This window comes from Pseudomonas sp. 5Vm1k (genome assembly GCF_056161485.1).
Window position 1 is genome coordinate 1 of sequence record NZ_JBSPCZ010000012.1, and the last position, 19253, is coordinate 19253.

Below are 19253 nucleotides of genomic sequence, written 5' to 3' on the forward strand. Positions count from 1 at the left end.
CGCGAGCAGGCTCGCTCCTACAGGTAGTCTGTGGTGGATGGAAATGGTGCGCACGACATCAAACCCTTGTGGGAGCGGGCTTGCTCGCGAAGACGATTCCCCATTCAACATTGATATCGACTGACCCACCGCCTTCGCGAGCAGGCTCGCTCCTACAGGTAGTCTGTGGTGGATGGAAATGGTGCGCACGACATCAAACCCTTGTGGGAGCGGGCTTGCTCGCGAAGACGATTCCCCATTCAACATTGATATCGACTGGCCCAGCGCTTTCGCGAGCAAGCTCGCTCCCACAGGTAATCGGTGGTGGATGGAAATGGTGCGCACGACACCAAACCCTTGTGGGAGCGGGCTTGCTCGCGAAGACGATTCCCCATTCAACATTGATATCGACTGACCCACCGCCTTCGCGAGCAAGCTCGTTCCCACAGGGGATCAATCCGTGCGCGTCTGCCTCAGCTCTTCAATCGTGTCGATCAGCGCGTCATACGACACCGGTTTGCCCAGGTGCCGATCGAAACCGGATTTACGGGTTTTCTCGATGTCGCTTTCAGCGCCGTAACCGGTCAAGGCAATCGCCGGGACCTGCTTGATATGCGGCAGTTCACGCAAGGCGCGCATCAGGTCATGGCCGCTCATGCCAGGCATTCCCACATCGGACACCACCACGTCGTATCGACCGGTATGGGCGGCTTCCAGTGCCTGGCGCGGCTCCGTGAAGTCGATGACCTGGGCGTCTTCCATTTCCAGCAGCGTTTTCAGGGTGTCCAGCACGTCCCGCGAGTCATCCACCAGCAACACCGTGAGGCCGGCCAGACGTCCGGACTGTTCACCGGCCTGCCTCGATATTGCCGCTTTGTCATGGGGGTAGCTCAAGGGCAGCAGGACGGTGAAGGTGCAGCCCTGGCCCAGTCCCGCAGATTTGACCTCGACACTGCCACCGTGCGCCTCCGCCAACTGCCGCACCAGCGACAGGCCAATGCCCAAACCATCACGTTGGTGGGTAGAGTGCTGGTTGGCAGCCTGACCGAACAGGTCGAACACTTCATGCAGGCTCTCGGCACTCAGGCCAACGCCGCTGTCATGTACATCAAGCCGGGCCATGCCGCCATCACGGGTGCCGATCAACTGAATCTGGCCACCGGCAGGGGTGAACTTCAGCGCATTGTTCACCAGGTTCCAGATGATTTGTTCCACCCGGGTCGGATCGGCATCGATCACCAGTGCCGGCTGCCCGGCGTCGGGCAGTTGCAAAGTGACGTCTACGCTTGTGTAGTCGTTAGTCACCAGGCCATGGATATCGTGCAGCATCCTGTTCAAGTCCACGTCACTACGCTTGAGGCGGAGCTTGCCGGTACGCACCCGGGCGACGTCAAGCAAATCATCAATGATGCGGGCCTGACTGCTGACGGCGTCACAGATGGCTTTAACCGCTTTTGCCGCAGGTCCCGTGGAGACGATCAGCGGCAAGCGACGCAGCAGTTCGGCGTTGAGTTGAATCAGGTTCAGCGGGTGCTTGAGTTCATGGGACATCACCGCGAAGAACCCATCTTTCAAGTGACTGCTGCTCTTGATTTCGGACAATTCCTGGTTTTGTGCCTCGTGCAGGCGTATGCGCTCTTGACCCTGGCGCAGTTCTTCTTCGGCGGCGCGGCGCTTGGTGATGTCGATGAATGTCAGCACCGTGCCGTCGATGTGATTTTCGCTGGAGCGGTAGGGCAGGATGCGGGCGATGTACCAGCGGTTGTCGGTGCTGCTGACTTCACGCTCGATCATGTTCAAGGACTCGAACACCAGCGCCGCATCAGCGGCCAGGCCTTCGTAGTCCAGGCGATGGGTGATGTCGAGCAGCGAGCGTCCGGTGTCCACGGGCAACATGCTGAAGATATCGGTGGCCCGGGGTGTGAACCACTTGATGCGCAGGTTGCTGTCGATAAACACCGTGGCGATGTCGGTGGAGGCAATCAGGTTGGTCAGGTAGTCGTTGATCTTGTCAGTTTCTTCGACTTTGGTTTTCAGCTCGAAGTTGACGGTCAGCAACTCTTCGTTGATCGACTGTAGCTCTTCCTTACTGGTTTCCAGTTCTTCGGTGGCCGAACGCAGTTCTTCGTTGATCGCCTGCATTTCCTCGTTGGAAGCCTTGAGCTCTTCGCTGGAGACTTCCGAATGTTCGATGGTGTCCTGCAACTGCAACTTGGTCCGCTGCAGCTCCCGCTCAAGGTTGGATAACACCTGGTTTTCGGACTGCAGCACGGCGCCGGTCGCGGCGTCCGAAGGGTCGACTTCGAGCTCCTCGAAAATCACCAGGACAAACTCGCTGTCCGATTCTTCGTCGCGGTAAGGGTGGGTCACAAGGTCGACTTTATAGCTGCGATCCTCGCGTTTGATCACCACCGCCCGGGATTTCACCACTTGGCTGCTTTGTTGCGCCTGGAACAGCGTCGTGCGCGCTTCCAGGCGCAGCTCCGGAACAATCAGCGTCAGCAAATTGCGTGACAGCTCGCCGCCGACATGCCTCAGGTAACGGCCCGAGCTTTCGCTCATGTGCAGAATGTCGGCGTTGGCGTCGACGATCATGCTTGGCGGTGCGGAGTGTTCCAAGGCCCGCTGATGGATGTCGGCAAACGACAGTTTGCGCGGCGTACTGCTTTGCGGGGCCTGACGGGAAATGTCGGTTCGCACATAGCCTCCACGGGGCATCGTAGGGGGACGGCGGCTATTGGCGGCACCGGTCTTGGCCCGGAAGATCCGGTTGCGCTTGTCCACTGGGGCAAACAGGTCGTGGCAAGCGTCCGCACTCTCGGAGGTGCCCAGAAACAGGAAACCGCCAGGACGCAGGGCAAAGTGGAACATCTGCAGGATTTCGCGCTGGACTTCGCGATCGAGGTAGATCAGCAGGTTGCGACAGACAATCAGGTCCATGTGCGAGAACGGAGGATCGGACAATAGGCTGTGCTTGGCGAACAAGACCTTTTCACGAAGCTCTTTGCGAATCCGATAGTGCTGGTCTTCTTTGGTGAAGTAATGGCGCAGCCGCGTTGGTGGCACATCCGTGATGATGGCTTGCGGGTACAGTCCGCTGCGACCGACGCTGATGGCGCGCTCGTCGATGTCGGTGGCGAACAATTGCAACGTGGCCTGGCTGGACTCCAGTTGCATCTGATCACTGAGCAGCATGGCCAGGCTGTAGACTTCTTCGCCAGTGGAGCAGCCCGCCGACCAGACGCGGATTTCTTCTTTGTCCGGCTGTGTCGAAACTGCGGCGGTGACCAATTGCGGCACCACGTCCCGCTCAAGTGCTTCAAAAGCCTCGCGGTCGCGGAAAAAATTGGTCACGCCGATCAGCATATCGGCCAGTAACGCCTTGGTTTCTTCGGGGCTGTTTTGCAGGTAGTGGTAATAGGCGTTCAGGTCGGGCTGCGCCGTAACCTGCATGCGTCTTTCGATGCGGCGCAACACGGTGGCGCGCTTGTAATGCTTGAAGTCATGGCCGGTGCCGGCACGCAACTGGATCAGGATGCTGTGCAGCAATTGTTCGGCGGTCGCGGCGTCACGCTCGGTGACCGACGCGAAGGTTTGCAGGTCTGGATCATTGGCCGTGGGCAGGGTGATGGACTTCGCATTGCGCCACAACTCCAGCAGCTTTTGCGGCATTTCCACTACTGGCAAAACCAGGTCGACCATCTGCGTTTCGATGGCCGCCCTGGGCATGCCATCGAACTCGGCGTCTTCCGGTGCCTGGGCCAAGGTGACGCCGCCCTGTTCCTTGATCCGCGACAAACCCACCGCCCCATCCGAACCGGTGCCGGATAACACCAGGCAAAAGGCTCGCTCACGGTGCACGTCCGCCAGGTTACGGAAGAACAGATCGATGGCCGAGGTTCGACCCAGGCGCGGGTCGGATGCGCTGACCTCAAGGTAACCGTCGTTCATGGTCAGCCGATGGGCCGGAGAAATCACATACACGTGATTGCGTTCAATGGGCACCGTCTCGGTGACCTGCAGAACCGGCATGTGCGTCGATTCCTGGATGATCTTGTCGGCGATGCTTTCGTGATCCGGCGACAGGTGAAGAATGATCACGAACGCCATGCCGTTGTCCTGGGGCATGTTGTCGAAAAACAACTTGATCGCTTGCAGCCCACCGGCGGACGCGCCAATACCCACCACACCAAAATCGAGTGGGTGAAAGGGATGCTGCGGTGAATCAGCAACGGTGGACTTTGGGTCGGATGAAGTTGTCATGCATGTGCCTTAGAAAGCGACGTCCTGACGCCGCTACAAAATAAATAGGCTTGTGCCTGCTTCGTGAATCAATGGCAGGACGATCTTATGTGCTGCAGTCGCGATCAATTACTTGTATTAAATCAACGCGAACCGGATGGCGGAGAAATTTAGCATTCTATACGGGATACGGGTGGACGTTTCTTCGGGGGGACTGAGTTGACCAATCCATGCGCCCAAGTGCGCGGGCTCAGTCTGTTAAGCTTAGTCGATTATCAAGGGGGCAGCGGCGACGGGGGAAGGTTCCCGGTCGCGCTGATAAAAGACCCGGTGTACACCGAACCTGTGGGGAGGGAGCTTGCTCGCGCTGGGTCGCGAAGCAGCCCTAAAACCATGCACCGCGGTGTACCAGACAAACCGCATGTGATGGTTTAACGACTGCTTCGCAGCCGAGCGGGGGCAAGCCCCCTCGCCACAGGGGATCGGGTCAATGCCCACCCACCACCATATGCGTGAACGGCGCCACATACGCCTGCAACGTCACCAACCCACCGACCAGTATCGCCAGCACGATGGAGTGGAAAAACACATAGCGCAGAATCTCCCCTTCATGGCCGTACCAGCGAGTGGCGGTGGAGGCGACCACGATCGACTGGGCGTCGACCATTTTGCCCATGACCCCGCCGGAACTGTTGGCGGCAGCCATCAAGACCGGGCTGATGCCCAGTTGTTCGGAGGTCACTCGTTGCAAGCCACCGAACAGCACGTTGGAGGCAGTGTCCGAGCCGGTCAACGCCACGCCGAGCCAGCCGAGCAGAGTGCCGAACATCGGGTAGAAAATCCCCGTGGCGGCGAAGGCCAGGCCCATGGTCGCATCCAGTCCCGAGTAGCGGGTGAGGTAGCCCAGGGCGAGCATCGCCGCGATGGTGATCAGCGAAAAACGTACCACCCACAGGGTTCGCAGGTATTGGCGCGCCAGTTGCGGAATCGAATAACCCATCAGCAGACCACCCAGGATCGCCGCGAAAAAGATGCCGCTGCCGGTAGCGGTGAACCAGGTGAACTTGTAGATGGCCTCTTCAGTTTTCGGCGCCGGTACCACGGGCGGCACTTTCTCGACTTGCTGGTGCAGGGTGGTGAAGGTCACGGCCGGGGAGAAGATCGGATTCGCCTCACGCAACGGTTTGCCTTGCGGGTCGAGTGTGGCGGAATGAGTTTGCGGATCGACCACGGCGCGGGTATCGAACAGGTTCTTGAAACCTTGAGTGCCCCAGGCAAACACGAAAACCGTGAGGATGATCCACGGCATCCACGCGCGCATGACCGCCGGTTTGGCATCGCTGGCGAAGGTCGCACTGGCCTCGGTTTTTTGTTCATGCTCGGCATCGATTTTCGAGTTGTCGACGCGCCCCGACAGGGCGGCGGAGGTGTACACATTCGCAGGCTTCCACACCTTGAGGAAACCGGTCAGGCAGGCCATGGAAATCAGCGCGGCGATCACGTCCACCAGCATCGGCCCGTGGTAGTTGGACACGACGAACTGCGGCACCGCAAAGCTGACTCCCGCTACCAGAATCGGTGGCCAGATTTCCAGCATCTTGCGCCAGCCGGCGAACGCCCAGATCAACCAGAACGGCACCAGTACCGAGAAAAATGGCAGTTGCCGGCCGACCATCATCGACAGCTCCATTTCATCCAGCCCGGTGACCTTGGCCAGGGTGATGATCGGTGTGCCGAGGGCGCCGAATGCCACCGGTGCGGTGTTGGCGATCAACGCCAGGCCCGAGGCGGCCAGGGGCGAAAAGCCCAGGCCAATCAGAATCGCCCCGGTCACCGCTACCGGCGTGCCGAACCCGGCCGCGCCTTCAAAGAACGCACCAAAGCAGAAGGCGATCAGTAGCAATTGCAGGCGCCGGTCGTCGGTGATGCGCGCCAGGGAATCCTGCAGCACTTTGAACGAACCATTCTCGGTGGTCAGCCGGTGCAGGAAAATGATGTTGAGCACGATCCAGCCGATCGGCAGCAACCCGTTGGCCGCGCCAAACAACGCCGCCGTGCCCGCCATGTTTGCCGGCATGCCAAAGGCGAAGATAGCGATCAGCAAGGCAGAGGCCAGGGCCAGCAGCGCCGCCAAGTGTGCCTTGATATGAAAAAACGCCAGGGATGCCAGCATCACCACCACCGGCGTTGCCGCCAATGCAGTCGAGATCACCGGGTTGCCGAACGGGTCGTAGATTTGCTGCCAGACCATGTTCCACCTCTGCTTTTTATTGTTGGAAGCGCAGGTCCTTTGCGGGGTAGGTGGTTGGAGTATAGGTGGCATTTGGCCGCTGTCCTGACGCAGGGCGGTCGTCATCCCTGAACTAACATAAGCAGCGGGATTCGAACATTCACGATAAGAGGAATGCAGCTATGACCGAGCGCCATATGGTCCACACGGAAACCCTGTCGAATGGCTGCAAGATCGAGGTCAAGGCCAGGATCCTGCGGGACGGTTCGCTGGAGATGTTTATCGGCGTCTACGCGCCGGACGGCACGGCCATTGTGGAAGACCACGCGCCGAAGCCACACCTGCTGGATATGGAAGATGCGTTTGACTGGGCCATCGAGAAGGCCAGGACCATCGGGAACAGCCAGAAAACGTTGTAGTGCGCAAAGTTGATCGCGAGATTACACCGTCACGACTTGCCGCTTGAGTTTCAAATAAAGCGTCATCGCATGGTTGACGTTGGTCGTCGTCTTCGTAGGGGTGTGTTTTTTCGGCACCGCGTTGCGAGTGACGGCCGCGGTGATTAGCGTTTTTTCAGCCGAAGAATGGCTCTGTTAAATGAGCTGAAAGTGGATCTGGATGTGGAGCCATTCAGGCCATAGGATTCACCCATGCCCAGATCAACTGGCCCGTTGTCAGACCCCGATCAAAAATCCGAGAGCGTTTTCCTTAACCGAAAACGGATCACCATGAAGTTAATCCTTAGTTATTCGGCTGCCTGGAAATCGGCCGCCGTTATGCTGTCGGCTGCACTTTTATCCGCTTGCGAACCGCCCACCCGCGCGGACTTCATCAAGTACCCGTCGTTGCGGCAGAAATGGTCGATGATCTGTGATACCCGCAGTAATGCAGCCGAAGTCAACGCCGAGGGCTGCGACAACTTGCGTCAGTGGCAGAGCGCCAATCAACAACCTGGGTTGATGAATCAAAACCTGGGCAAGTGAGTATCCGGATGGACGCATTAGTGGCCCTTTAGTAGCATCGGCCACTTTCATCGCGCATGCGCTTCAAGGACGACCCATGTCAGCTTTCCCTGCGCACTTGTGGCGAGCGTTCGCCCTGTGCGTTTTGCTCAGCGGTTGCAGCATCAATGGCAGCTATCCCGAGGTCGATGATCCCGACCCCGCCAAGCTGCGATTTGTCGCCAATGTCGACAACGCCACCCTCGACTTCTTTAACGCCGGGCACTGCCAGGGCTACACCACTGGTTTGCTCAACAATCTGTTCGCCCGCGACTCCTCGCGGCGGGTGGGGATGAGCTTCGCGCCGCCAACCGATGCCCGGGGCTACCTGGAAATCAAACTCAAGCCAGAGCAGGAAGCCTACCTGCAGGTATGCGGCGCGCAGGCCTTCAATCTGATGCCCGCGCGCGGTGCCGAATATGAGCTGACGGTCGATTCGGTGAAGTCCCGGTGCGTGGTGTCCTTGCAACAGGTTGAGCGGGTGGATGGCAAAACGCGGCGTACGTCGTTACCCCTGGAGGACCGGGGCTTGAGGGCTTGCATGGGAACATCGGCGGTGTTCCCGGTGGTGCCGGTGTTATTGCCCGATACGCCCGAGCGTTTGGCGATGATTGGTCGCATCATCGATGCCAGCATCACCCCGGATATGAAAGGTGACTCGGTCGAGGTAGCTCGCAAGCGTATGACGCCAGAGCAGCTGGAGGCGGCGATCAGCGCTCGCAAGGCAAAGCTGTGGTTCACCTTTCCGGAGGATTATTGGGCCCTGTACCGCCGCAATCTCATGAACTACGACCATGAGTTGAGCCAGGTCCACGGGCAGGTGTTGGTGCTCTATCGGGAGGAATTTGGTTTGCGCTTGCGGCAACTCGACAATCAGACGCTCCAAGCGTGGTCGGGCCCGGTCGCTCAGGCACAGGTCGGTGCCATGCGCGAGTTTTACCTCAGCACCGACAAGAAACTGGCATGGGAGGCGTTCACTCGTTTGATCCCGCCGATGGCGAAAATGGACGACCAATACGGTGTCTGCCTGCGTTCGGTGACGTGCTGGAAATGGCTATTGCACTAGAACGTAAACGCCCGTGAGGAACGTGGTGCGTGCTGCGCCAACTCAACGTCGAGCAAATGCTCGACGAGCACATCATTCAAAAACCGGAACTGGTCGTTAAGCCCGACCACTTCGTTGCTGAAGTGGTTGGTGGCGGCCGGCATCAGCAAGTCTTCGAACTGTTTGTCGAACACCAGCGCGATCTCTTTGCGCGAGACCACCTGTTGCGAATAGTAGTTGCTGCCGAACACCGGGAAACTCACGGCCAGGTTAACGATGCGGATCATGACGGGTGCTCCTCGGTGTGGCCGATGTCCAGGAAGAAACGGGAAAACAGGGTCAGCGTGACGGCGGTCAGGGCCAGGCAGGTCAAGAGATGGATCAACATGATGTGCCCCTCCGATGCGGGGTTTGCGTTGGGTATGGGCAGATCGTGCACCGGTCGGTTTTTTCGCGGAAGGCATTCGTTACGATGGTGAATATCGATGTGAATGATGGTGAAGGTTTTTTCATCGTTCTGGCGCCGCCCTTGTAGGCGCCAGGCTTGCCCGCGAAGACGACCTCAAGATCACCTCACTCTCCAGACGAACGGACAAAACCCTCAACCTATACTCAACTCAATAGCTTTATGAGCACCGGGCATTTCGCTCGGGAGCGACTCCAGGACACCGCGATCTTGAACCTGCGTTCGCTGATCGTCGTCGTGATGATGGTATTGGCGGGATGCGTCACGTCTGCGCGTGCCCCGGTGGTGGCGCCAGTGGTGGTGGTTTCGCCGAGCACCTGGCAGCAGGTGGACCGGGAGATTGTCGCCGCGTCGCAATCGGCCACCGAGCAGACCAAAATCTACGCGCACGGCGCCATGGATTATTGGCGAACGCGGGTCTATCAACTGACCGAAGAGAACTTTATTCCCTGGTTCAGCAGTTACTGGACCCAGGAATGGCTGTCCATGAAGGTCAGTTGGTACACGCTCAGTGCTCAGGGCGAGCAAGATGCCTCGGCCAAGCGCCTGGCGGCTTATCTGCTGGAGCAATACCAGAAACGCGTGCTGGCACCCGTCGCAGTAGAGATCGATCCCGATGCGATTCTCGGTCTGGCCACGGCGTTCTACGTGGACATACTTCAGGAAGAACTGCAGAAAATCTCCCAGCGCCACGGCGTGCCGATGGCGCAGCTCAACGGGCGTATCCAGAAAATCCCGGCGATTGCCCTGGGGCCGCCACCAGCCCGGGACGCTTCGCTTTACCAAGTGGTGCATTCCGAGCCACTGAACGCGTTGCCGGCCTACGCGGCACTGATCGACAAAATCCACCAGGCGGGGGGTGACAAGGGCGTTAGTTCGACCGACACCGCCATGGCGCCGGTGGCCAAGCGCGCCAGTCAACGAATGGAAGCCGAGATGCCCACCCGCGGCGCCGCCAGTGCCGTGGCCGCGGCGGCGGGCAAACTGGCCGGGGGCTTGATTACGGTCGGGGTGGCGGGGATTCGCGCAATCATCCAGGCCAGCGACCGGCCGGACAGCGAAGCGCTGATCCGCAGCAGCCTGGGCAATACCTTCGACAAGGCCTGGACAAAACTGCTACAGAACCCAACTACCGGGGTGATGGCGGGCACACTGTACATGGCCGCGCAAATCGAGGGCAGCCTGGTGGGGAGCGCTGAAGTACCGTCGGTCAGTTCGGGCAGCGGCGCTGTCGATTGGAGCCCGGGCGGATCGACTACTCCACAGATCGACCCCTGACCGATGCCGTTCAGGATGAACACAGCCCCTGTGGCGAGGGAGCTTGCTGTGGCGAGGGGGCTTGCCCCCGTTGGGTTGCGAAGCGGCCCCAAAGCCTTCCGCAGAGGTGTGTCAGACACACCGAGTTTGCGGATTTTACGACTGCTTCGCAGCCGAACGGGGGCAAGCCCCCTCGCCACAGGTTTTGTGTTCGTCTGGTATTGGCCTTTAGCCCATGAAGGAGAACCACCATGTCTTACATCGATGGCTTAGTCGCCGCAGTCCCCACCGCCAACCGCGAAAAATTCATCAAGCACGCCGAGATCGCCGCCAGCATCTTCAAAGAGGCCGGCGCCCTGAGCATCACCGAATGCTGGGGCGATGACGTGCCCGACGGCAAGGTGACCTCGTTTCCGATGGCGGTGAAACTCAAGGAGGACGAAACCGTGATTTTTTCCTGGATCGTCTGGCCCGACAAGGCCACCCGCGATGCAGGGATGCAGAAAGTCATGGTCGATCCGCGCATGCAACAGGACGTCAACCCGATGCCGTTCGATGGCCAGCGCATGGTGTTTGGTGGCTTCAACATTGTCGTGCAAGCGTAAAAACTACTGCAGGATCATTCTGACGATGGGGTGATCCTGCAACTTTTCCGGTTGCGGATCTCACTGTCCGTCGGCCGCTCCCGGACGAACTCGAATCGCGGCTCACCTTCGCTATAGTGAACCAGCCAGCCCCATTCCAGCTCGGACTCGTCCTGACCGGGCTGCGGCGGCATCGCCCACCATGGCTCTTTGCTGATGATTTCTCGCATGGCGCCCTCCGGTTGATTCGGTTGGTTCAACTATAACGTGTATGTCAGGAGGTGCCAGGCGTGAGCGACGAATCCCATGAACCGTTCAAGCGTCTGTTTTTTGCCTTGAACTGCGCGGCAGAGCAGCGGCGGGCGATTGCCCAGTGGCGTGCGGCTTTAGAGCTGCGTAGCGGCCGGCCGGTGCCGGCGGAAAACTTTCATCTGACGTTGAAGTTTTTGGGGGCGGTGGGCGTGGCGCAGATTGCCGAGATCTGCACGGCGGCGGCGAAGGTTCGGGTGCCGGGAGTGCCTTTGCGGGTGGTGCTTGATCGACTGGATGTCTGGCGCAAGCATGGGGTGATGGTGCTCGCAACCGAGCAGGCACCGCCGCAGTTGCTGCGTCTGGTTTACGGGTTGGAACAGGCGATGTTGCCGTTTGGATTTGAAGATTCGCCAAAGGAGTTCCGACCGCATTTGACCTTGATGCGGGACTATCGATTGCCGGTACCGGAATCCGCTACACCACCGGAGTTTGTACTGCACGCCGATCTCTTCACGCTGTTCGAATCCCATAAGGGCCGCTATCGAGCATTGGCCGAATGGCCGCTAATTCCCTAGTACAAAAAAAGGCGCCCGAGGGCGCCTGAAATTCACCTTAACCGAGGAGCCAGGTGAGGCCGTTCGCAGGAGGCGCAGCGGTGGTAAGGCGCTGCTTGAACGGAAGACGGGAAAGCTGAAATTGATGTCGAATGTCAGGGCCTCTTCGCGAGCAGGCTCGCTCCCACAGGGGATTGTTGTCGTTCACAAGTCTGTGTTTCACCACGGACCCCTGTGGGAGCGGGCTTGCTCGCGAAAGCAGTAGGTCAGGCCCATTGATACTGGATGTGCCGCCGTCTTCGCGAGCAAGCCCGCTCCCACATTAGAGCGGTGTGAACACACATTCCTTGTGGGAGCGAGCCTGCTCGCGAAGGCGTCTTCAAGCGAATTACTTCCCGAGTTTTACGCGGGTCCAGCCGCGGGTCATGACCCGCTGAATACCAATCGGCATATCCGGAATCGCGTACAGCGTGGCCATCACGTCTTGCGGTGGATACGACCCCGGGTCTTCGCGAATCGCTTCATCCACCAATGGTGTCGCCGCGGCGTTGGCGTTGCTGTAGCCGATGTTGTTGGTGATCTCGGCGATGATGTCCGGGCGCATCAGGAAGTTCATGAACAGGTAGGCGTTGTCGACGTTCGCCGCGTCTCGCGGAATGGCGACCATGTCGTAGAAACTGCCGGCGCCTTCTTTCGGGATGCTGTAGTCGATCTTCACCGTGTCGCCGGCTTCCTTGGCGCGGGCCTTGGCCTGCAACACGTCGCCGGAGTAACCGACGGCCACGCAGATGTTGCCGTTGGCCAGATCAGAGATGTACTTCGAGGAATGGAAGTACGCCACCGACGGCCGAATCTTCATGAACAACGATTCGGCTTCAGCAATCTGTGCCTTGTCCTGAGAGTTCACCGGGTAGCCCAGATAGTGCAGGGCGGCCGGGAGCATCTCGGTCGGCGAGTCGAGAAAACTGATGCCGCAGGCTTTCAGTTTTGCAGCGTTTTGCGGCTTGAACAGCAAGTCCCAGGAGTTGGTCGGCGCGTTGGCCCCGAGCACTTCCTTGACCTTGGCCGGGTTGAAACCGATGCCGATCGAGCCCCACATGTACGGGAAGGCGTGAGCGTTGTCCGGGTCGCTGGCCGAGGCGTTTTTCAGCAGAACCGGGTTAAGGTTTTTCCAGTTCGACAGCTTCGACTTATCCAGCGTCTGGTAGACGCCAGCCTTGATCTGCTTGGCCAGGAAACTGTTGGACGGCACCACGATGTCGTAGCCGGATTTACCCGCGAGCAGGCGTGCCTCAAGGGTTTCATTGCTATCGAACACATCGTAGGTCACGCGGATCCCGGTCTCGTCCTCGAACTTCTTGACCGTGTCGGGGGCGATGTAATCCGACCAGTTATAAACGCGCAGAACCTTGTCGTTGGCCTGGGCAACCGTTGCCATGGCGCCCACTAAGGACAGTGTCAGCAGAGTCCTGCCAAACATTTTCATCGGTACAACTCCATTTCTTTTTTATTCAAGTACGCAAAGCAAAATTGCAATGAACATAAAACCTGTAGCGAGGGAGCGGGCCCATCATCTTGTAGGAGCTGTCGAGTGAAACGAGGCTGCGATCTTTTGATTTTTAGAAGCAATATCAAAAAATCGCAGCCTGCGGCAGCTCCTACATCAAGCCGCTGCCTCAACCATTTGCTTTTTGGGTTGTTGCCAGGACTCGCTGGCGGTTTGGTCCATCGCTTCCTGGATCGCTCGTTTGCGGGTGGCTTCGGCGCGGCGGCTGAAGTACCAGACCATGAACGTCACGATCGAAACAGCGAGCAGAATCAGACTGGCGACCGCGTTGATCTCAGGTTTAACCCCCAGACGCACCGCCGAGAACACTTCCATCGGCAAGGTCGTGGAACCCGGACCGGACACGAAGCTCGCCAACACCAGATCATCCAGCGACAAGGCAAACGACATCATCCCGCCTGCTGCCAACGACGGCGCAATCATCGGAATGGTGATCAGGAAGAACACCTTCAACGGCCGCGCACCCAGGTCCATGGCCGCTTCTTCGATGGACAGGTCCAGCTCACGCAAACGCGCCGACACCACCACCGCCACATACGCCGCACAGAACGTGGTGTGAGCAATCCAGATCGTCACCAGACCGCGTTCCTGCGGCCAGCCGATCAACTGCGCCATGGCCACGAACAGCAGCAACAACGATAGACCGGTGATTACTTCCGGCATCACCAACGGCGCCGTCACCAGACCACCGAACAGCGTGCGACCTTTGAAGCGGGTCACGCGAGTCAGCACGAACGCCGCCAAGGTCCCCAGCGCTACTGCCGCAATCGCGGTGTAGCAGGCGATTTCCAGCGAGCGCACCACCGAACCCATCAGTTGCGTGTTGTCGAGCAAACCGACATACCACTTCACCGACCAGCCGCCCCACACCGTCACCAGTTTCGAGGCGTTGAACGAATAGATCACCAGGATCAGCATCGGCAGGTAGATAAACGACAGGCCGAAAATCAGCATGAACTTTGAAAATCCGAAGCGTTTCATCCCCGTGCCTCCATCTCTTTGGCCTGGCTGCGGTTGAACAGCAGAATCGGCACAATCAGGATCAACAGCATCACCACCGCCAGGGCAGACGCCACCGGCCAGTCGCGGTTATTGAAGAACTCTTGCCACAGCACACGGCCGATCATCAGCGTCTCAGGGCCGCCCAACAGCTCCGGAATCACGAACTCACCGACCACCGGAATAAACACCAGCATGCAACCGGCGATGATGCCGTTCTTGGCCAGCGGTACGGTGATTTTCCAGAAGTTGTTGAAGTTGCTCGAACCCAGGTCCGACGCGGCTTCCAGCAGGCTGCCGTCGTGTTTCACCAGGTTGGCGTACAGCGGCAACACCATGAACGGCAGGTAGGCGTAAACGACCCCGATGTACACGGCGGTGTTGGTGTTGAGGATCTCGATCGGGTGATCAGTGATCCCGGTCCACATCAGAAACGCGTTGAGCAAACCGTTGTTGCTGAGGATGCCCATCCACGCGTAAACGCGGATCAGGATCGCAGTCCAGGTCGGCATCATGATCAGCAGCATCAGGACGTTTTGCGTTTCTTTGTTGGCCTTGGTGATCGCGTAGGCCATAGGGAAACCGATCACCAGGCACATCAGCGTGCTGAAAAACGCCACTTTCAACGAACCCAGGTACGCCGAGAAATACAACTCATCCTGAGTCAGCAGCGAGTAGTTGCCGAGGTTCAGCAGCAGCTGGAATTTCTGCTCGGCGAAGGTGTAGATCTCCGAGTACGGCGGAATCGCCAGCGCCGCTTCCGAGAAGCTGATCTTCATGACCAGGAAGAACGGCAGCATGAAAAACAGGAACAGCCAGATGAACGGAATGCCGATCACCATTTTGCGCCCGCTGGGGACCAACCTTAGAAATTGCTGATTGAAAGTTTTCATGAGCGCAGTACCACGCCGCTGTCGTCTTCCCACCACACGTAGACCTGGTCGTCCCAGGTCGGACGTGCGCCACGGCGTTCGGCGTTGGCCATGAACGACTGGACGATCTTGCCGCCAGGCAATTCGACGTAGAACACCGAGTGGCCGCCGAGGTAGGCGATGTCATGCACTTTGCCTTGGGACCAGTTGTAGCGCTGCTCGGGCTTGAGGGTGCTGACGAGCATTTTTTCCGGGCGGATGGCGTAGGTGATCGACTTGTCCTGCACCGAGGTGCTGACGCCGTGACCGACGTAAATCTTCTGCTCCAGGTCCGGGCTGTGGATGATCGCGTGACCTTCGAGGTCTTCCACAACCGTGCCGTCGAAGGCGTTCACGTTGCCGATGAATTCGCAGACCATGCGGCTGACCGGCGCTTCGTAAATGTCCACCGGGCTGCCGATCTGAGCGATCCAGCCGAGGTGCATGATGGCGATGCGTTCGGCCATGGTCATGGCTTCTTCCTGGTCGTGGGTCACCATCACGCAGGTCACGCCGACCCGCTCGATGATCTGCACCAGTTCCAGTTGCATTTGCGAACGCAGCTTCTTGTCCAGTGCGCCCATTGGCTCGTCGAGCAACAGCAGCTTCGGACGCTTGGCCAGGGAGCGGGCGAGGGCGACACGCTGACGCTGGCCGCCGGACAACTGATGGGGTTTGCGTTTGGCGTATTGGGTCATGTGCACCAGGCGCAGCATCTCTTCGACTCGGGCGTCGATTTCGCTGGCGGACAACCGATCCTGCTTCAGACCGAAGGCGATGTTCTGCGCCACCGTCATGTGCGGGAACAGCGCGTAGGACTGGAACATCATGTTGATCGGCCGCTCGTAGGGCGGCATGTCGGTAATGTCGACACCGTCGAGCAAGATGCGCCCTTCGGTCGGGCGCTCGAAGCCGGCGAGCATGCGCAGCAGGGTCGATTTGCCCGAGCCGGAACCACCGAGCAGGGCGAAGATTTCGCCTTGATGGATTTCCAGGGACACATCGTCCACAGCGGTGGTTTCGTCGAACTTCTTGGTGACCCGGTCGATTTTCACCAACACCTTTTTCGGTGCCTGGTGACCTTCAAGAGCCTTCCTGTAAGTGCTGGAGGCATTTGCCATGTGAAACTCCCAACAGGTTTCAGTCGTCGGGCCAACGCGGCCTGACTTAATAGTTGATTGCAAGCCCTGGGCGTACGACGCTAATCAATTCAAACGCGGTCCCTGTAGGAGCTGCCGAAGGCTGCGATCTTTTGACGTTGCTTTTTAAGATCAAAAGATCGCAGCCTTCGGCAGCTCCTACAGGGCGTTGCGCATGACTCACTGGCGCGCACTGCTCGGGCTTATTCGGCGCCGCCGTCCTGGCTGCCTGGTAGTACTTGTTGTTATCGCGGTGTGTTGTTGTCGTGAGGGACGGGCGCGCAAGGGCACGCCCGCCTGACTCACGGGGGCAGTAAACGGATTAATCGTGTTTTAAGTCAGCGCAAATTACGCCGCGCCGCACGCTTGCGACATGCATCGCCAAACGCCTGGAAAATACTCAGATAAGGAGGATTCGAAAGCACCTGCCATTCCGGGTGCCATTGCACACCGACGGCGAAGGTCGGGCTGTGGTCCACCGAAATCGCCTCGATCAAACCGTCCGGTGCAATCGCTTCGGCGCGCAGGCCCGGCGCCAGTCGATCGATGCCCTGGCTGTGAATCGAATTGACCATGAACTCGGCTGGCAGCTCCAGCGCTTCGAACACGCCGCCCGGTTGCACGGTGACCGCATGGGCCGGCGCGTACTGCACCGCCAACTCCGGACTGTCCGCTTCACGGTGATCGAGCATGCCGGGCAGCTCGTGGACCTTCTGATGCAGGCTGCCACCGAATGCCACGTTCATTTCCTGAAAGCCACGGCAGATGCCCAGCACCGGCACACCGGCGGCAATCGCTGCACGCAATAAAGGAAGAGTCGTGGCATCCCGCGCCGGATCGTGATCCGTGCCGGGTGCACTGGCCGGGCCTTGGTAGTGGAAGGGTTCCACATTCGATGGCGAGCCGGTCAGCAACAGACCGTCGAGCTGCGCGAGCAGGTCCTCGATTTCGGTCAGTTCGCCCAGGGAAGGAATGACCACGGGCAGCCCCAGAGCCGCGACGCTGACAGCACGCAAGTACTTGTCGCCGCTGACGTGGTAGGGGTGCAGGCCAATCTGTTTGACGCACGCTGTAACGCCGATCAATGGCTTGAATGCCATTTTTATCACCTCGAAGTTTCACACTTGAACGAGCTTTTCCGGAGCTTAGCCTTGTTGATTTTAATTAACAACTCTCATGTAAAAAATTCTAAACGCCGGTCGTCTGATCCTGAGGATTTACGCGGTGCGCGGGACGTATCTGGCACTCTCGTGCCCATAAAAGGCCCGAAAATAAAGGTTGAAAGGCCAAGTGTTCGCTATTGACTTCACTTTGCCTTTCGGATTGACTGGGCTCGCAACAAGGTAGTGAACATAATAATTAACAGCTAATAGGTGCATCATGTCGGTCCCTCTGCGTACCGTTCAACTCAACGAAGCAAACGCATTCCTTAAGAAATATCCTGAGGTTTTGTACGTCGACCTTCTGATTGCGGATATGAACGGTGTGGTGCGCGGCAAGCGCATCGAACGCACCAGTCTTCATAAGGTTTACGAAAAAGGCATCAACCTCCCGGCCTCGCTGTTTGCCCTGGACATCAACGGCTCTACGGTGGAAAGCACCGGCCTGGGTCTGGACATCGGCGACTCGGATCGAATCTGCTACCCCATCCCTGACACCCTGAGCATTGAGCCGTGGCAGAAACGCCCAACCGCGCAATTGCTGATGACCATGCACGAACTCGAAGGCCAGCCGTTCTTCGCCGACCCTCGGGAAGTGCTGGCTAATGTGGTGCGCAAATTCGACGAACTCGGCCTGACCATCTGCGCGGCATTCGAGCTGGAGTTCTACCTGATCGACCAGGACAACGTGAACGGTCGTCCGCAGTCGCCGCGTTCGCCGGTATCGGGCAAGCGTCCGGTGTCGACTCAGGTGTACTTGATCGATGACCTCGACGAATACGTCGATTGCCTGCAAGACATCCTCGAAGGCGCGAAAGAGCAGGGCATCCCGGCCGACGCCATCGTCAAGGAAAGCGCCCCGGCGCAGTTCGAAGTCAACCTGCATCACGTCAACGACCCGATCAAAGCCTGCGACTACGCGGTGTTGCTCAAGCGTCTGGTGAAGAACATCGCCTACGACCACGAGATGGACACCACGTTTATGGCCAAGCCGTATCCGGGTCAGGCGGGCAATGGTTTGCACGTGCACATTTCGATTCTCGACAAAGAAGGCAACAACATCTTTGCCAGCGAGGATCCCGAGCAGAACGCCGCGCTGCGACACGCGATCGGCGGTGTGCTCGAGACCCTGCCGGCGCAGATGGCCTTCCTGTGCCCGAACGTCAACTCGTACCGCCGCTTCGGCGCGCAGTTCTATGTGCCGAACTCGCCGAGCTGGGGCATCGACAACCGTACCGTTGCGGTGCGTGTGCCAACCGGTTCGGCGGACTCGGTGCGCATCGAGCACCGTGTTGCCGGCGCTGATGCCAACCCGTACTTGTTGATGGCGTCGGTTCTGGCCGGTATTCACCACGGCCTGACCAACGAAATCGAGCCGGGCCCACCGGTGGAAGGCAACAGCTACGAGCAGAACGAACAGAGCCTGCCGAACAACCTGCGCGATGCACTGCGCGAGCTGGACGACAGCGAAGTCATGGCCAAATACATCGACCCGCTCTACATCGACGTGTTCGTGGCGTGCAAGGAAAGCGAGCTGGCCGAGTTCGAGAACTCCATCTCGGACCTTGAGTACAACTGGTATTTGCACACTGTTTAACGGCCAGTGAAATCCCTGTGGGAGCGAGCCTGCTCGCGAAGAGGCCGGCACAGTCAGCATTGATGTCGCCTGATACACCGCTTTCGCGAGCAGGCTCGCTCCCACAAGGGATTGCCGGTGAACACGAGTTCTGTGAACACCGCTGATCCAATGTGGGAGCGGGCTTGCTCGCGAAGAGGCCGGCACAGTCAACATCGATGTCGCCTGACACACCGCCTTCGCGAGCAAGCCCGCTCCCACAGGGGATTGCATTGCAAGTTTTAACTGACG

The 19253-nt window shown here is 58.8% G+C and carries 16 protein-coding genes; 7 read left to right on the top strand and 9 right to left on the bottom strand.

The window, feature by feature from the left end; all coding sequences use genetic code 11:
• Positions 1–432: 432 nt before the first annotated feature.
• Together ACWIKB_RS22120 and ACWIKB_RS22125 are read right to left on the bottom strand one after the other, a co-directional pair.
• Entirely contained in the window at positions 433–4242 is a 3810-nt protein-coding gene (locus tag ACWIKB_RS22120; protein WP_475269397.1) for a CheR family methyltransferase, read from the bottom strand.
• A 466-nt stretch (positions 4243–4708) separates the two neighbouring features.
• Positions 4709–6472: an L-lactate permease gene (locus tag ACWIKB_RS22125; protein WP_475269398.1), complete on the bottom strand. Its 1764-nt coding sequence runs from the start codon at positions 6470–6472 to the stop codon at positions 4709–4711.
• A 161-nt stretch (positions 6473–6633) separates the two neighbouring features.
• Between ACWIKB_RS22125 and ACWIKB_RS22130 the strand changes: the two genes are divergently transcribed.
• From ACWIKB_RS22130 to ACWIKB_RS22140, 3 genes are all read left to right on the top strand, one after another.
• Positions 6634–6870 (top strand): hypothetical protein, encoded by a 237-nt coding sequence (locus tag ACWIKB_RS22130; protein WP_475269399.1) that lies wholly within the window; start codon positions 6634–6636, stop codon positions 6868–6870.
• 309 nt (positions 6871–7179) lie between these two features.
• Entirely contained in the window at positions 7180–7434 is a 255-nt protein-coding gene (locus ACWIKB_RS22135) for a hypothetical protein (RefSeq protein WP_475269400.1), read from the top strand.
• A 76-nt stretch (positions 7435–7510) separates the two neighbouring features.
• On the top strand, positions 7511–8518 hold the full coding sequence (locus ACWIKB_RS22140; RefSeq protein ID WP_475269401.1) for a hypothetical protein: 1008 nt from the start codon (positions 7511–7513) through the stop codon (positions 8516–8518).
• Here ACWIKB_RS22140 and ACWIKB_RS22145 read toward each other — a convergent pair.
• A complete protein-coding gene (locus ACWIKB_RS22145; RefSeq protein WP_475269402.1) occupies positions 8515–8784 on the bottom strand; it encodes a hypothetical protein in 270 nt (89 codons plus the stop codon). The genes ACWIKB_RS22140 and ACWIKB_RS22145 overlap by 4 nt on opposite strands.
• A 389-nt stretch (positions 8785–9173) precedes the next feature.
• On the opposite strand from ACWIKB_RS22145, the gene ACWIKB_RS22150 reads away from it, so the two are divergent.
• Together ACWIKB_RS22150 and ACWIKB_RS22155 are read left to right on the top strand one after the other, a co-directional pair.
• Positions 9174–10241: a hypothetical protein gene (locus ACWIKB_RS22150; RefSeq protein ID WP_475269403.1), complete on the top strand. Its 1068-nt coding sequence runs from the start codon at positions 9174–9176 to the stop codon at positions 10239–10241.
• Positions 10242–10471: 230 nt separating this feature from the next.
• Positions 10472–10825, top strand: a complete 354-nt coding sequence (locus ACWIKB_RS22155; RefSeq protein WP_475269405.1) for a DUF1428 domain-containing protein — start codon at positions 10472–10474, stop codon at positions 10823–10825.
• Positions 10826–10839: 14 nt separating this feature from the next.
• Here the strand turns inward: ACWIKB_RS22155 and ACWIKB_RS22160 are convergent, their stop codons facing one another.
• The gene (locus ACWIKB_RS22160) at positions 10840–11034 is read right to left on the bottom strand and encodes a hypothetical protein (protein ID WP_475269406.1); all 195 of its coding nucleotides are present in this window, start codon (positions 11032–11034) and stop codon (positions 10840–10842) included.
• Positions 11035–11094: 60 nt separating this feature from the next.
• Here ACWIKB_RS22160 and thpR point away from each other — a divergent pair, with 60 nt between their 5' ends.
• Positions 11095–11631 (top strand): RNA 2',3'-cyclic phosphodiesterase, encoded by a 537-nt coding sequence (thpR, locus tag ACWIKB_RS22165; RefSeq protein WP_475269408.1) that lies wholly within the window; start codon positions 11095–11097, stop codon positions 11629–11631.
• Positions 11632–11998: 367 nt separating this feature from the next.
• On the opposite strand, the gene ACWIKB_RS22170 is transcribed toward thpR, so the two are convergent.
• From ACWIKB_RS22170 to ACWIKB_RS22190, 5 genes are all read right to left on the bottom strand, one after another.
• Entirely contained in the window at positions 11999–13096 is a 1098-nt protein-coding gene (locus ACWIKB_RS22170) for a polyamine ABC transporter substrate-binding protein (RefSeq protein WP_475269409.1), read from the bottom strand.
• 177 nt (positions 13097–13273) lie between these two features.
• Positions 13274–14158 carry an ABC transporter permease subunit gene (locus ACWIKB_RS22175; protein ID WP_475269410.1) on the bottom strand — a complete coding sequence of 295 codons (885 nt, stop codon included), beginning with the start codon at positions 14156–14158 and terminating at the stop codon, positions 13274–13276.
• Positions 14155–15069 carry an ABC transporter permease subunit gene (locus ACWIKB_RS22180; protein ID WP_475269411.1) on the bottom strand — a complete coding sequence of 305 codons (915 nt, stop codon included), beginning with the start codon at positions 15067–15069 and terminating at the stop codon, positions 14155–14157. Before ACWIKB_RS22180 ends, ACWIKB_RS22175 begins: the two co-directional genes overlap by 4 nt.
• Complete coding sequence (potA, locus tag ACWIKB_RS22185; protein ID WP_475269412.1) at positions 15066–16208, bottom strand: polyamine ABC transporter ATP-binding protein; 1143 nt, start codon at positions 16206–16208, stop codon at positions 15066–15068. Before potA ends, ACWIKB_RS22180 begins: the two co-directional genes overlap by 4 nt.
• Before the next feature lie 356 nt (positions 16209–16564).
• Positions 16565–17326 (bottom strand): gamma-glutamyl-gamma-aminobutyrate hydrolase family protein, encoded by a 762-nt coding sequence (locus ACWIKB_RS22190; RefSeq protein ID WP_475269414.1) that lies wholly within the window; start codon positions 17324–17326, stop codon positions 16565–16567.
• A 280-nt stretch (positions 17327–17606) separates the two neighbouring features.
• Between ACWIKB_RS22190 and ACWIKB_RS22195 the strand changes: the two genes are divergently transcribed.
• Positions 17607–18983: a glutamine synthetase family protein gene (locus ACWIKB_RS22195; RefSeq protein WP_265039182.1), complete on the top strand. Its 1377-nt coding sequence runs from the start codon at positions 17607–17609 to the stop codon at positions 18981–18983.
• The last annotated feature ends 270 nt before the right edge of the window (positions 18984–19253 follow it).

Excerpts from the sequence above, each read along its gene's own strand:
- ACWIKB_RS22120 (WP_475269397.1), bottom strand. The coding sequence starts at position 4,242 with ATGACAACTTCATCCGACCCAAAGTCCACCGTTGCTGATTCACCGCAG.
- ACWIKB_RS22125 (WP_475269398.1), bottom strand. The coding sequence starts at position 6,472 with ATGGTCTGGCAGCAAATCTACGACCCGTTCGGCAACCCGGTGATCTCG.
- ACWIKB_RS22130 (WP_475269399.1), top strand. The coding sequence starts at position 6,634 with ATGACCGAGCGCCATATGGTCCACACGGAAACCCTGTCGAATGGCTGC.
- ACWIKB_RS22135 (WP_475269400.1), top strand. The coding sequence starts at position 7,180 with ATGAAGTTAATCCTTAGTTATTCGGCTGCCTGGAAATCGGCCGCCGTT.
- ACWIKB_RS22140 (WP_475269401.1), top strand. The coding sequence starts at position 7,511 with ATGTCAGCTTTCCCTGCGCACTTGTGGCGAGCGTTCGCCCTGTGCGTT.
- ACWIKB_RS22145 (WP_475269402.1), bottom strand. The coding sequence starts at position 8,784 with ATGATCCGCATCGTTAACCTGGCCGTGAGTTTCCCGGTGTTCGGCAGC.
- ACWIKB_RS22155 (WP_475269405.1), top strand. The coding sequence starts at position 10,472 with ATGTCTTACATCGATGGCTTAGTCGCCGCAGTCCCCACCGCCAACCGC.
- ACWIKB_RS22160 (WP_475269406.1), bottom strand. The coding sequence starts at position 11,034 with ATGCGAGAAATCATCAGCAAAGAGCCATGGTGGGCGATGCCGCCGCAG.
- ACWIKB_RS22170 (WP_475269409.1), bottom strand. The coding sequence starts at position 13,096 with ATGAAAATGTTTGGCAGGACTCTGCTGACACTGTCCTTAGTGGGCGCC.
- ACWIKB_RS22175 (WP_475269410.1), bottom strand. The coding sequence starts at position 14,158 with ATGAAACGCTTCGGATTTTCAAAGTTCATGCTGATTTTCGGCCTGTCG.
- ACWIKB_RS22180 (WP_475269411.1), bottom strand. The coding sequence starts at position 15,069 with ATGAAAACTTTCAATCAGCAATTTCTAAGGTTGGTCCCCAGCGGGCGC.
- potA (WP_475269412.1), bottom strand. The coding sequence starts at position 16,208 with ATGGCAAATGCCTCCAGCACTTACAGGAAGGCTCTTGAAGGTCACCAG.
- ACWIKB_RS22190 (WP_475269414.1), bottom strand. The coding sequence starts at position 17,326 with ATGGCATTCAAGCCATTGATCGGCGTTACAGCGTGCGTCAAACAGATT.
- ACWIKB_RS22195 (WP_265039182.1), top strand. The coding sequence starts at position 17,607 with ATGTCGGTCCCTCTGCGTACCGTTCAACTCAACGAAGCAAACGCATTC.